15 protein-coding genes are annotated in these 12,558 nt (G+C 69.9%); 10 read left to right on the top strand and 5 right to left on the bottom strand.

From position 1 onward, the window contains the following. The first annotated feature begins 88 nt into the window (after positions 1 to 88). Positions 89 to 1,258, top strand: a complete 1,170-nt coding sequence (locus ACIGFK_RS03275; protein WP_400050307.1) for an aminotransferase class V-fold PLP-dependent enzyme — start codon at positions 89 to 91, stop codon at positions 1,256 to 1,258. Between the two features lie 205 nt (positions 1,259 to 1,463). On the opposite strand, the gene ACIGFK_RS03270 is transcribed toward ACIGFK_RS03275, so the two are convergent. Further along, complete coding sequence (locus tag ACIGFK_RS03270; RefSeq protein ID WP_376655562.1) at positions 1,464 to 1,760, bottom strand: hypothetical protein; 297 nt, start codon at positions 1,758 to 1,760, stop codon at positions 1,464 to 1,466. Between the two features lie 65 nt (positions 1,761 to 1,825). Between ACIGFK_RS03270 and ACIGFK_RS03265 the strand changes: the two genes are divergently transcribed. Then, positions 1,826 to 1,990 carry a hypothetical protein gene (locus ACIGFK_RS03265; RefSeq protein WP_376655561.1) on the top strand — a complete coding sequence of 55 codons (165 nt, stop codon included), beginning with the start codon at positions 1,826 to 1,828 and terminating at the stop codon, positions 1,988 to 1,990. 171 nt (positions 1,991 to 2,161) lie between these two features. Here ACIGFK_RS03265 and ACIGFK_RS03260 read toward each other — a convergent pair whose 3' ends face one another. Next, a complete protein-coding gene (locus tag ACIGFK_RS03260; RefSeq protein WP_386468127.1) occupies positions 2,162 to 4,513 on the bottom strand; it encodes an ABC transporter substrate-binding protein in 2,352 nt (783 codons plus the stop codon). A 178-nt stretch (positions 4,514 to 4,691) separates the two neighbouring features. Beyond that, positions 4,692 to 5,252, bottom strand: coding sequence for a TetR/AcrR family transcriptional regulator (locus tag ACIGFK_RS03255; protein WP_376655559.1), 561 nt, complete (start codon positions 5,250 to 5,252; stop codon positions 4,692 to 4,694). Between the two features lie 113 nt (positions 5,253 to 5,365). On the opposite strand from ACIGFK_RS03255, the gene ACIGFK_RS03250 reads away from it, so the two are divergent. Further along, complete coding sequence (locus ACIGFK_RS03250) at positions 5,366 to 6,019, top strand: FMN-dependent NADH-azoreductase (protein ID WP_376655558.1); 654 nt, start codon at positions 5,366 to 5,368, stop codon at positions 6,017 to 6,019. Then, the gene (locus tag ACIGFK_RS03245) at positions 6,016 to 6,339 is read left to right on the top strand and encodes a DMT family transporter (RefSeq protein WP_376655557.1); all 324 of its coding nucleotides are present in this window, start codon (positions 6,016 to 6,018) and stop codon (positions 6,337 to 6,339) included. Before ACIGFK_RS03250 ends, ACIGFK_RS03245 begins: the two co-directional genes overlap by 4 nt. 230 nt (positions 6,340 to 6,569) lie before the next feature. Here ACIGFK_RS03245 and ACIGFK_RS03240 read toward each other — a convergent pair whose 3' ends face one another. Both ACIGFK_RS03240 and ACIGFK_RS03235 read right to left on the bottom strand, forming a co-directional pair. Continuing rightward, the gene (locus ACIGFK_RS03240; RefSeq protein ID WP_376655556.1) at positions 6,570 to 7,073 is read right to left on the bottom strand and encodes an N-acetyltransferase; all 504 of its coding nucleotides are present in this window, start codon (positions 7,071 to 7,073) and stop codon (positions 6,570 to 6,572) included. Between the two features lie 190 nt (positions 7,074 to 7,263). Then, positions 7,264 to 7,848: a DinB family protein gene (locus ACIGFK_RS03235; protein WP_386468124.1), complete on the bottom strand. Its 585-nt coding sequence runs from the start codon at positions 7,846 to 7,848 to the stop codon at positions 7,264 to 7,266. Between the two features lie 179 nt (positions 7,849 to 8,027). On the opposite strand from ACIGFK_RS03235, the gene ACIGFK_RS03230 reads away from it, so the two are divergent. From ACIGFK_RS03230 to ACIGFK_RS03205, 6 genes are all read left to right on the top strand, one after another. Then, complete coding sequence (locus ACIGFK_RS03230; protein WP_386468122.1) at positions 8,028 to 9,299, top strand: MFS transporter; 1,272 nt, start codon at positions 8,028 to 8,030, stop codon at positions 9,297 to 9,299. A gap of 250 nt (positions 9,300 to 9,549) precedes the next feature. Beyond that, positions 9,550 to 10,080 carry a hypothetical protein gene (locus tag ACIGFK_RS03225; RefSeq protein WP_386468120.1) on the top strand — a complete coding sequence of 177 codons (531 nt, stop codon included), beginning with the start codon at positions 9,550 to 9,552 and terminating at the stop codon, positions 10,078 to 10,080. A 141-nt stretch (positions 10,081 to 10,221) separates the two neighbouring features. Continuing rightward, positions 10,222 to 10,605, top strand: a complete 384-nt coding sequence (locus ACIGFK_RS03220) for a hypothetical protein (RefSeq protein WP_376655552.1) — start codon at positions 10,222 to 10,224, stop codon at positions 10,603 to 10,605. A gap of 17 nt (positions 10,606 to 10,622) precedes the next feature. After that, the gene (locus tag ACIGFK_RS03215; protein ID WP_400050304.1) at positions 10,623 to 11,309 is read left to right on the top strand and encodes a hypothetical protein; all 687 of its coding nucleotides are present in this window, start codon (positions 10,623 to 10,625) and stop codon (positions 11,307 to 11,309) included. Positions 11,310 to 11,361: 52 nt separating this feature from the next. After that, positions 11,362 to 11,754, top strand: a complete 393-nt coding sequence (locus ACIGFK_RS03210; protein ID WP_400050302.1) for a hypothetical protein — start codon at positions 11,362 to 11,364, stop codon at positions 11,752 to 11,754. A gap of 207 nt (positions 11,755 to 11,961) precedes the next feature. After that, positions 11,962 to 12,201 carry a hypothetical protein gene (locus ACIGFK_RS03205; protein ID WP_376655550.1) on the top strand — a complete coding sequence of 80 codons (240 nt, stop codon included), beginning with the start codon at positions 11,962 to 11,964 and terminating at the stop codon, positions 12,199 to 12,201. Positions 12,202 to 12,558 lie beyond the last annotated feature (357 nt).

The following is a 12,558-nucleotide window of genomic DNA, read 5'->3' as shown; positions in this document are numbered from 1 at the left end:
GGATCGGGACATGCTGGCGGCAGCGGCCATCCGCCCGCGATCCCCGTCGGCCGGGGCTCTGCGGCCCCTCCTACCGGAAGGCTCCCCCATGTCGGCACCCCACCGCGAGGCCCCGCTCGCGCCGGCCCGTGCACTGTTCGACGTCCCCGACGACATCGCCTACTTCAACACCGCCAGCCTGGCTCCCACCCTGCGCGCAGGCCTTCACGCGGGAGGTGCGGCACTGCAACGGCGGGCGCAGCCCTGGCGGATCCAGGCCGCCGACTGGTTCGATGCGGCCGAGGACCGGCGAGGCCTGTTCGCCGCACTGATCGGGGCGGGCGCGGACGATGTCGCGCTGGTACCGGCGACCAGTTACGGCATGGCGGTGGCCGCGGCAAATCTGGAGGCGGCGCCCGGCAGCCGGGTGCTGGTCCTCGCCGACGAGTACCCATCGGGGATCTACACCTGGTGGCGGTTCACCGAGCGCACCGGCGCCCGCATGCTGACCGTGCGGCGTGGGGCGGACCAGACGTGGACCGATGCCGTGCTGGCCGTTCTGGACGAGACGGTGGCCGTGGTGTCGGTGCCGCAGGTGCACTGGACCGACGGGACGTGGCTGGAGCTGGACCGCATCGCCGCGGCCGCCCGCGCCGTCGGCGCGGCGCTCGTCATCGACGCGAGCCAGTCCGCCGGCGCCGTCCCGCTGGACGTGGCGGAGCTGCGTCCCGACTTCCTGGTCACCGTCGGATACAAGTGGTTGCTGGGACCCTTCGGTCTGGGCTACCTGTACGTCGCTCCCGCGCGCCAGGACGGGCGCCCGCTGGAGGAGAACTGGATCCTGCGCCAGGACGCCCAGGACTTCGCGCGCCTCGTCGACTACCGCACCGCGTACCAGCCCGGTGCGCGCCGCTTCGATGCCGGGGCGCGCACCGCTTTCGAGCTGACCCCCCTGGCGATCGCCGCGCTGCGTCAGCTCACCACCTGGACCGTCCCCCGCATCGCCGCCACCCTGGAAACCACCACCGACCTCATCGCACGGCACGCCCGTCGGCGCGGTCTGGACATCCCCGGCCCCCACGGCCCGCACATGCTCGGCATCACCCTCCCGGCCCACCTCCAGCACGCCACCGCCCGAGCACTGGAACGTTCCGGTGTGTTCGTCGGAGCCCGCGGCAACGTCCTACGGATCAGCCCCCATCTCCACACCACCTCGCACGACATCGACCGGCTCTTCCACGCACTCGACACCACCCTGGAACACCCGCCCGCGCCCTGAGCCCCCTCCCCCGCTCACAAGGGCAGCCATGGCCACCGTGCGGCAGCCCGGCTCCGGGATGATCAGGACGGGCGGCTTCTCGTGGTCGCGCGTCCGCGCGAGCGTTCCAGCAGCATGCGTCCCGGACCGCGTGTGGGCCTGTGAGCCCGGCCTCCGGACAGCGGCGTCCCGAACCATGGCGAGATGTGCGTGGAAGTGGGCGGCATCAGCCGGTCCTCCGCCGGGTGAAGGCCAGGGTCGTCGCCAGGGCCACGGCCGTGCCTGAGGCCAGGACGCCGCAGCGGGAGCGCCAGGAAAGCACCGACCACCGGGATTCGGCGGACAGCAGCGAGCCGAGGCTCACCCACGAGCCGACCGAGAGGACGGACGCGGCCGAGCCGACCGACGCGATCGACAGGAACGAGCCGACAGACCCGATCGACAGCGTCGATCCGACGGATCCAATCGACAGGAACGAGTCGCGGGAGCAGAGCGACCAGCGGGAGCCATCTGTCGTCGTCATGAACCGATCGTAGGCACGCACCCATCTGATCAACCAGACAGGAGCCTGACACGGGCAACGCCGCGGTGCTGGAGATCGTCCGCTACTTCGGAGACGCCGGCGAGCCCGGTCAGGCGGACCCCGCCGGAAAGCCCAACCTCTTCGGCTGGCACCTGGCCCGGGATGCGTTGGCATTCCTCGCTGCCACGGGTGCGGTGCTCGATGTCGACGCGTACGACATGACGGGCTGAGCACGTTCGCCCGTACTGCACCGTGCAGGTGGACAGGCACGCAGGCATGGGGCCGTAGCGGAGGACAGCCAGGCGGGACGCAGTTCCCACAGGCCGGGCGAGGACTCGTCCGTCCGGCTGCCAGGTCACCGAGGCCCTGATCGGCTGATCAACGGCGTGAAACCGTTCGCTTCAGCGAGCGGCCGGTCCGCTCGTCACGGCCGTCCAGCTGCCGCCGTTCACCGCGTACACCGTCAGCCGACGGTTGACGGTGTCGCCGCTCCGGTCGAAGGCGACGCGGCCCGTGACTCCGTCGAAGCCCAGCCCTGCCACCGCCTGCGGCAGTTTCGCACGGGCGTCGCCGGGCAGGGTGCCGTCGTTGGCCGTCACGACCGCCTTCACCGCCTCGATGAGGGTCCAGGTCGCGTCGTACGCGTACGGCCCGTACCAGCCGGCCGCTTCCGGGTACCCCGCCTTGCGGTATCGGGCGAGGAAGTCCTGCCCCGCCGCCGATTCCTCCGCGGCTGTACCGATGTTGGTCGCGAGGTCGCCCTCGGCCTTCGGGTTCGTCGTCAGGTACTGCTGGTCGAAGATGCCGTCGCCGCCCATGAGGGGGGCGTTCACTCCCGCCTGCTTCAGCTGCTGGGAGAGCGGTGCTGCGGTGTCGTAGTAGCCGCCGAAGTAGACGGCGTCGGCTCCCGAGGACCGCACCCTCTCGGCGAGACCCGCGAAGGCGCGTTCCGCGGGATCGACCTGCTCGGTCCCGACGAGGGTTCCGCCGAGCTTCGCGAACTCGGCCTTGAGGCCGGAGGTGAGGGCGGTGCCGTGGGCGCTCGCGTCGTCCACCACGTACAGCTTGGTCTTCTTCGCCTCGCCGTACAGGTACCTGGCGGCGAACGGCCCCTGGTCCACGTCCGTGGCGATGGTACGGAAGTAGGTGGAGTGGGGACGCGACGTGGTACCCGCGGCCCAGTCGGGGCCCAGCGTCAGCACGGGGTCGGTGTTGCCCGGTGACACGACCGCCATGTTCGCGCGGGCGAGGGGGGCCGCCAGTGTCTTGGCGACGACGGAGTTGAGGGGGCCGACCACTCCCAGCACCTTCTCGTCGGAGACGAACCGCGCGGCGTTGGACGCACCCTTGGCGGCATCGGCCCCGTCGTCCAGGGCCTTGATCTCGAACTTCACACCGGGGACGTGTTTGGTTTCGTTGGCGGTCCTGGCCGCCAGCTCGGCCGAGTTCCTCATACCGACGCCCATGGAGGAGAGTCCGCCGCTGAGCGGTGCGTCCACGCCGATCACCACCGTGACGGAGGAAGCCGCCGAACCGCTGCCGGCCGCACCGGCCCCGCCGTGCGGCGCGTCCTCGTCGCGGTTGAGGGTCCAGGTCAGGGCGGAACCCGTGACGAGCGTGGCCAGCACCGCGGCCAGGACCACGGAGCGCCGGGCGCGTGGCGTCCGGGTGGCCGGCTCCTCGGCCGGGGGCTCGGGCACCCGCGGGACGGTGCCCGAGCCGGAGCCAGAGGCGGAGTCCAGGACCGTCGGGGTCTGCTGTGTCGGGGGCGTCGACGGCGGCTGCTCGGGCTCCGTCGGAGCGGGAACGGTCGTCGCGGCGTCCGGTGCCGGTACGGGGTTCGCCCGTGGGTCGGGGGTGTGCGGGGCAGCCGGTCCGGGTTCGTGCGCCCGCCCGGCAGATGCGTGGGACCCGGGTGCGGAGGGTGCGGAGGATCGCAGTACCGACGCCAGCATCTCGGCCGCTTCTGCGACGCCCACGCGCTGCGACGGGTCCTTGGTGAGGAGCGCGTCCAGGACGGGTGCGAGCGGCCCGGCGTTGACGGCCGGCCGGTGTGGGCGGGTGAAGACGGCCACGGCGAGGGCATGGAGCCCCTCCGCCTCGAACGGCGGGTGCCCCTCGACGGCGTGGTACAGGGTGGCGCCGAGCGCCCACAGGTCGTTGGCAGGGGTCGGCCGCTTGCCCTCCAGCTGCTCCGGCGGCATGTAGTGCGGCGTGCCGATGACGATCCCACTGTGGCTCAGCCGGGTCGTGGCGTCCGCGAGGTGGGCGATACCGAAGTCGGTCAGGACGACGCGGTCCTTGGTCAGGAGCACGTTGTCCGGCTTGATGTCACGATGGACGATATGCGCCCCGTGCGCCTCGCTCAGCGCATCGAGCATGGCGGCGCCGATCTCGGCCACCCGCTTCACGGGCAACCGCCCGCCGCTGCGAATCGCTGCGGCCAGGGACTGCCCTCGGACCAGTTCCATCACGATGACGGGGGCGCCCTTGTGCTCCACGACGTCGTGAATGGTGATGATGCCGGGGTGGCTGAGAGTGACCGCTGCGCGAGCCTCGCCGATGAACCGCCTCAGCAGCGTGGCGCGATCGGAGTCGTCCATGCCCTGCGGGAAAAGGATCTCTTTGACCGCGATCTCGCGTCCGAAGAGCTGCTGGTCAACGCCACGCCACACCCGGCCCATGCCACCTTGGCCGATGCGTTCGACCAGCTGGTACCGGCCGGCGATGAGTTCGGGATTCTGCTCGGTCACGCGCACACTCTAGGTCCTGCCCATCCGATCAGGTGACGGAAGCATGGCCTGATCACGCTCATCACGAGTTCCCCGTTGCTTCCGGCGTCGTCGAGTGTCCTGCCGCCCCGTACCTCGTCGGCGGACGGTCCCTGCTCATCGCGCAGTGGGAAGCGCCCTGCCCGGCCCGCCGGCCTGTTCAGCCGGCCGGCAACACGCTCGCCAGCCTCCCCAGTGCCGCCTTGGCCCGGTCCGGTGTCACTCCCTGCGCGCGCTGCTGGAGGAAGACCTCCGGTGCCAGCGGTGCGAGCAGGCCGTCCACCAGCGCCTCCGGGTCCGGGGCGCCGGACTCGCGCAGCAGGGCGAGGACATGGACGCGCCAGAAGCCGTAAGCCCCGACCGTGAAGCGCTTCTCACCGGTCTCGGCGCCCAGCACCAGGTGGCCGTGGGTGTCGAGCAGGTCGACCATGGCGGCGTAGAAGGCGGTGAGCCGCTCGCGCGGCGGCGCACCCGGGCCCAGCGGGGGCGCGCCGCGCAACAGTGCTTCCTGCAGGCGGCGTTCGTGTTCGTCGAGGAGGGCCGCCGCGATGGACGTGACGTCCGGGTAGCGACGGTAGAGCGTGCCGCGGCCGATGCCGGCCGCCCGGGCGATGTCCTCCATCGTGACCGACCGCGGATCACCGGCGGCGAACAGCTCGGCGGCGGCGGAGAGCACCTTGGCCCGGTTGCGGGCGGCGTCCGCACGTTCACTCGTCCCCATGGCGCCTCAGTCTACCGGAATAACTGGACACCATGTCCGGTTGAGCCTCTCGTCCGGTATAACTGGACGCCGTGTCCGGTTACCGTTTCCGTCGATACCGAGGGGTCCCCGTCATGAGCACGCTTCTGCACCTCGATGCCAGCGCCCGCCGCCAGTCCTTCAGCCGAGAGGCCGGCGACGCCGTCGCCGCCGCCTGGCGCGCGCACCATCCCGGTGGCACCTACGTCCACCGCGACCTGGCCCGGACCCCCGTCCCGCAGATCGGCGAGGCATGGACCGAGCTGTGCGACCACGTCCTGGAGCACGAGATCACCGACCCCGCCCGCTACCGGGAAGCCGTCCGCACTCCCGCGCAAGAGGCGGCCTGGGCCGTCGTCGAGCCGCTGCTGTCCGAACTCGTCGCCGCCGACGCCGTGCTGATCGCCACGCCGATGTACAACTACTCCGTCCCGGCGTCCCTGAAAGCCTGGATCGACCAGGTCACCTTCCCCCGCATGTCCCTGGCCGGACGGCGGTTCGTCGTGGCGTACGCCCGCGGCGGAGCGTACGGCCCGGGCACCCCGCGCCACCCGTACGACCACCAGGAGCGCTACCTGCGCGACTTCTTCGCCGGACACTTCGCCGTACCGGAGGAGGCCATGACCTTCCTCGGCACCGAACTGGTCAACTCCCTCACCGACCCCGTCCTCGCCGGCCGGCGCGGGGCGCACGACGCGTCCCGAGCGGCCGCGCTCGAGGCCGCCCGCAAGACGGGAGGGTCCCTGTGAGCTGGCTCCTCCTGATCGCCGCCGGCCTGGTGGAGGTCGGCTGGTCGCAGAGCATAAAACCGACAGCCGGGTTCACCCGCCCACTGCCCACGCTGCTCTGCTTCGCGCTCGCCGCCGTCGCCGTCTATCTGCTCTCCCTGGCGATGAAGGGCCTGCCGGTCGGCACTGCCTACGCCGTCTTCACCGGGATCGGCGCGGCCGGCGCCATCACACTGGGCGTCGTGATCCACAAGGACCCGGTGACCCCGGGCCGCCTCCTCGCCCTCGCCCTGATCGTCGGCGGCGTAGCGCTGTCCCACGCCACCGCTTCGGCCGAGTAGGGCGCACAGACACTGCGTCAGGCTGCCCGCCGACGTCGGCTGTCCTGTCCCGGACATCTGCGGGCAGGTCGAGACGTCGGGCTGCGACGCCTACGGCTGGTCGGGACAGGCCGGCGCTGGGCGTCCTGCTCGGCCCCGTGGGAAGAGGTCGTCGATCAGATAGGCCCCGCCGGGAGCCACGAGGTCGAGGGCGATCGACAACCTTCGAGATCGGTACAGGCAACAACCACTTACTTGTCGGGGTGCTCCGGCAGGGCGAGCCAGTCCGACCAGGAGGTCTCGCGGCCGAGGAAGCGCGGCTGCTCGAACGGCCAGTCGGCGGCGATCCACTGCGGCACCAGCGCGTCGAAGGCCTGCTCGACCTCGCTGCCCACCAGCTCGTCCACCACCCACCAGGAGATCTCGCCGTCCGCGCCGACCCTCTCCGGCGGGTCGATGTAGACACAGCCGAGCAGAGCTGTCTCCGCCGCGTCGAACAGCGCGTAGTTGAAGGACTGGTGTGCGGCGATCTCCTTCTCGTGCCGCAACAGGTCGGCCTGGTCGGCCTCGTAGGTCATGGTGGCCGCGGGCCAGCCCCAGGCCGGACCGAAGATGGTCCACAGGCGCTCGCGCGAACCCATCACAGCCGGATAGTCGAGCGCGGTGTCCGCCTCCCGGATCGGCCGCAGGTGATGGCCACCGCCCGGCAGCGGCACCAGGACGGGGTGGACGAAGTCATCGGGAAGCCAGCTCATAGCGCCCGACAGTAGCAGCGCGTGGCCGTCCGCTCCCCTGGCTTTTCCCCGCATACCGCCAGGCCCCGCCCTCATGCCGGACAAGGCCCGCGATCGCCCGTTCGAGACTCCCGTTCGATCGACAGGCTCCATGATCGGCATGACATCGGCTTCTCAGGCCGAACGGACATCAAGTCACGTGAGGCAACCTCTAAGCCTTGATCGATGCAGCCGACCTCGCGGCCTGCTCGATCTTCGCGCAGTAGGCTGCACGGGCTTCGTCGTCGATCTGCGTCTCGTGTTCGGCGCGCAACCCGGTCCGGCCGTCGAGGCCCTCGCGCAGGATATCGGCGTGTCCGGCATGCCGGATGGACTCGCCGAGGACATGGACCATGACGGCGAACAGGTTCGTGTCGGCATGGGGCTCCGGCCACCACGGCACATGGCCGGGGGCGTCGAGGGGAAGCTCGTTGATCGTCGCGTCCGAGTGTTCCCACGTGCGCCGGTAGAACCCGATGATCTGATCGCGGGTCTCGTCCTCGGTCGCCCACAGATCGCTGCCGTTGGAGTCCTGCCACCGGGGCAGCGGTTCCGGGGAAGGGCGGTCGAAGACCTCGCCGAAGTACCTGGCCTCGACGCTGGCCACGTGTTTGACCAGGCCGAGAAGGTTGGTCCCGGTCGCCGTCAAAGGTCGGCGGGCGTCATATTCGGAGAGGCCGTCGAGTTTCCAGAGCAGCGCCTTGCGGTCCCGGCGCAGTCTCCCGTGCAGGTTGTCCTTCGCGAATTCATCGATCATGCGGCATGAGCCTGCCATGGGCCGTTCGTGGTCTCAAGATCCCGTACGGGGTCCGCAACGGCCGGCAGAGCCAAGGCCGGGCTACGCCCGCAGCCCTGACCTGCTGCAAGAAGCCCGCAAAACCTGCCACGTGAGACAATCTCCGATGATCACCGTAGTCACCAGGGGGAGGCCGCGGCATGACCGGCACCACGGCTGCCGTTGACGGGTCGGCTGCAGTCGGCGATGCGGTGCGAAGCATCACGCGCCCGTTCTACATGTACGCCGTGCTCACCAACACGCTGTTCCAGCGCGGCGTATTCGTCCTCTTCCTTCAGCAGCGAGGCTTCTCCGCCGGGCAAGTGGCTCTACTTCAGACACTCCTCTACCTGGTCAGCGGACTTGCGGAGTTGCCGACGGGAATCATCGCCGACCGAATCGGCAGGCGTGCCGGCATGGCGATCGGCCAGGTGCTGACAGCCGGATGTCTGCTCGGTCAGATGGCGTTCTCCAACTACTGGGTGTTCCTGACGCTGTTCATCGGGCAGGGCGTGGGCATGGCATGCGTGTCCGGTTCGGACACCGCCCTGCTGTACGACCTGCTCGTGCGTCGTGGTGCAACGGCCGGCTACGTCAAGATCAATTCCCGGTTCACCATGCTCGGGACGGTCACCTCGGGAGCCGCCATCGTCCTCGGCGGCCAACTGCAGCGGATTTCCTGGGGAGTCGTCTACGTCGGTTCGGCGGCGTGCCTCGTCCTGGCCGTGGTGGTGCTGATGTCACGGGTACCCGAGATCCGCGGCACGGACGCGGTGGACGAGCCGGACGGAGCCGATGAGGGACACGGAGACGCCACAGCATGGCGGGCGATGCTCCGGGTCTCCACGCCTGCGCTCGTGACGCTTGTCGTGGTGTCCGGATTGATGCATGCGACTTTGACGCCGTACATCATTTTTACGCAGAAGACCCTCTCCGATCAGGGAGCGGACACCGCATTGGTCAGCGTGGTCATATCGGCGGGATTCTTTGCCGGCGGGCTCACTCCATTGCTGTCGGACCGCGCGGACCGGCGCATCGGCTATCGGGTCATCGTCCCGGTGTCTCTCGTCGCGCTCGCCGCCGCCCTCGGCCTGAGCGGCCTCGGCCTCGTCTGGGTCACCGTCGCCGCATTCCTGCTCCTGGTCGGAATTCCCGAGATCACCGCCGTGATCGTGGACAACGTGTTCAACGAGGCGGTGCCGTCCCGCCACCGGGCCAGCCTGCTGTCGGTGATCAGATTCGTGGAGTCGACGCTCATCGGCATGGGCTATCTCGTGCTCGGCGCGCTCATGGACGGGTTGGGCTCCGGTGTGGGCATGGCCACTTACGCCGCGGTCCCCCTGTTCGCATGTCTCCTGTGGCTTCCGGTGCTCTTCCGAGGGGCTCGGGTGACCACCGAGACCGAGAAGCCAGCCGGCCCAGGGGCATCCTGAAAACAGACCCATCTCGAGCAACGCCCATGCCCGATGGCCGGGCGTCGCTCGTCGACGTGTCGCTCCCGGCGACGACGGAGCTGCTCCGGGCCCGCGGAGATGCGAAGCAGCGGGCCCAGCTCCCCAGGCTTCGACTGCCGGACGCCCAACGGGATGTGTGAGACTCCCCTCTGATGATCATTCGGGGGGAGATTCCACGTTGAACGCGTTCTTGAAGAGAGTGTGGATCGGACTGGCCGCGACTTTGATCGTGAGTCTGGCTGCCGCGGCCTGGCCGGACCAGGTGCAGATCGACGACGACGGGCGCGTGCACCTGGGCGCGCCCTCGTCGCAGCCGTCGGGATCCACGCCGGCGCCCGCGACGGAGCCCGAACCCAGCTCGCCGCCCCTCAACCGGGACGAGGTGGACGAAGTCATCCGGACGGCGGTGCGCGCGGCGGGCCTCGACCCGGAGCAGGGCAAGTCGACGGTCCCGGCAGGATCCAATCTGAACAGGACGGGCTGGATGGCCGTCCGTGAGAAGGCCGCCGCACAGTCCGAAATGAAGGCGATCTGCGCGGACCTCGAGCGCCAGGGCTGGGTGCTCAACCCGAACCGCGACGGCGCCGACGCCTCCCGCAGCTACAAGCGCGGGGGCTGGTACCTGCTGGTGAGCACACGCGGGAAGACCCAGGCGCCGTCCACCACCCTGAGCGATTCGCAGACCTACCTGACCATGACCGGGCTCCAGCTCAACCTGTCCGACATACCGCTCCCCGAGATAACCGTCCGCATGCACTGACCCTGGCTGACCATCCGATGCCGAAGAGCAGGCTGCCGAATGAGTTCACCGGAGGTTGCGGCTACCTTCGTCCTCCTTCGGCCCTTCGCAGCAATGTCGACAACGTGCCGATCGAGGACGGGGTCATGATGAGGAGACGACATGCGCATCCGGCAGTTCTCGTACCTGCTCGCCACGGGAGCGATGTGCCTGCTGCTCGGTGCCTGCGGATCCGACGATGGGCATCAGCAGGAATCCAAGAAGGCCACCGACCTGATCCCCTGCACCATCACGGTGACCGACATCAGGGAAGGCGACGAACTCCATGGCGCCAACTCCAGCTACTTCGTGCACTATGACGTGCACGTTCCCGGCGAGCCGGACCACGAGGGCTCGGGAGAACCCGTACTGAACGCCATCCAGGTCGCCCAGATCGTCGCGGTGTCCAAGAACTATGCCTGTCAGGTCAGCCGTAGCGACCCAGATCAGGTGCGCATCAACTGGGACACCCCCCTCACCGCTTCTCCGTCCCCCACGCCCGAGTGACCACGGCGGTGTCGCAGGTGGCGTTGCCGATCCACTTGGCCGACACCCACTGGGAGACGCTCCACCCGCCACTGCTGGAGGCAGGGTCGTACGCCGTCGACCCGGCGCCGTTCGGCGCGCTGTCCGACGGGCCTTCGGGCACAGTTCTCCTCGCACCGGGCGACTTGTGCAGCACCAAGCTGATCCTGGAGCGGACCGGGGGCTACTGCATGGGGATCGACGGAAGGGACGGGCCGAACCTCGCCTGCCTGGACTGCGATCTGCCGGTCGGAACGAGGATGGACGACTGCGGGTGCCGGCAGGTCGTCCGGCTCGTCCCGCAGGCAGTGGTGCCGCTGCCCGGCCCTCCGGAGCGGCCGATCACGGACTGGGCAGAGCTACTGGCCACCGGCGCGCTCCTGCACCGGCTGAGCGAGTACCGGGACATCCCGGCAGGTGTGGCTCTTGCCCAGGTGGTGGTGGCCGCCGGGGGCGCGCACGTTGAGGTGGCGCCCGGGCAGGTCACCGAGCTCCTCGGCCGGGCACTCGGCGCGCTGCTGCCCGCCGGGGAACTCCTTGAGACCGGCACCGGCGCCTACCGGATCCGCGGCGCCAGGCCGCGAGCGAACGGAGCAGCCCGCCGCAGTCGGCTGATGTCCGTTTCGGCAGATCACGGGATTCGGCCCACGCCGACGCTTTCGCTTGACGGTTCACAACCCGGGTAGGCGCCGACCGTGTCCGGTGGATCGTCCGGGCGCGGATACAAGGAGAACCTTCATGTTTCTCATCCTCGGACTCATCATCCTGATCGCCGCTGCGGTCGTCGGACTCGCCGGTGTGTTCGGCAATACGGGTGCCGCGCACGGTCTCGGCGTCGGCGGCGACTTTTCGATCTTCGGCTATCACGCCACCGGTTCGACCGGAGCTCTCTTTCTGACCGGAATCATCGTGGGAGCCGCAGCTCTTCTGGGCCTGGCCCTGATCATGATCGGCGCCCGCCGTACAGCCCGCCGCTCGGCACAGGCCCGACGGGATCTGGACACGGCGCTCAAGCAGGCGGCCATCGACGGTGAGCGCGACGGACTGACCGGACAGCCCGACGACGCTCCGGCCGCCGACGCCCCCCGCCGTCGAGGCCGCTGGTTCGGCCACCGGACCGCGCCCCACTGACCCGACGGCCCGCCGCCGCGAGCTGGGAGGCGGGTGCCGGCAGCAGAGCGCTCCCGCGGCGTCGCGTCGCGCCTTGCCGGACCTCCCCGACACGACCCTCGGGGTGCTGGACCGACCCTCTCAGCGCAGGCTGGAGCCATGACCGATCGCGTCCACATCGTTCTCCACCCGGTCATCGCCGGTGGCCGCCCGTGGGACGGCTGAGCCATGGACCGAGCGCCGATCCTGGTTCACCGCATCTCCCCGACCGGCGGTCGCCGCGTCGTCATCCGCATCCGCGGTATCGAGACCGCCCTCGGCATCGCGCACTCCGACGCGGACCTGATCGAGTTCCTGCGACGCATCGAGGTACCCGACCCGGAGGATCTGGTCCTCGGTGACTCCGAGGTCATCGCCTGGCAGGGAGGACGGCCGCACGTGTACGAAGCCGACGGCGACGCGACGTAATCCAGCAGGTCGGGCTACTGAACAGGGTCTCGGCCGGAGGCCCTCGGCGGCGCCGCCGGCACTCGCCCACCGGCTGAGCACCCGCGCGACCGCCCGGATCGGCGTCTCCTCGCACCGGGCGGGATCGCCACGTTGCGCCCGGTGTGCGGCCGGGGCCTGGCAGGGGGACTGATCTCACTGCTGGCGTACGGGCTCGTCGTATGGGCGCAGTCCCGCGGCGACCTCTCCACCATCGCCGCGCTGCGCGAGACCAGCATCGTCTTCCCTGATCGGCGCGGTCGTGTTCCGCGAGCGCCTCGGCCACCGGCGCATCACCGCGAGCATCGCCCTCCTGGCGGGGATCGCGGTGCTGCAGTT

It is taken from the genome of Streptomyces sp. NPDC085524 (genome assembly GCF_044541755.1).
Taxonomy (GTDB): Bacteria; Actinomycetota; Actinomycetes; order Streptomycetales; family Streptomycetaceae; genus Streptomyces.
Note: the sequence above shows the minus strand (reverse complement) of the source record. Positions and strands in the feature narration are given on the sequence as shown.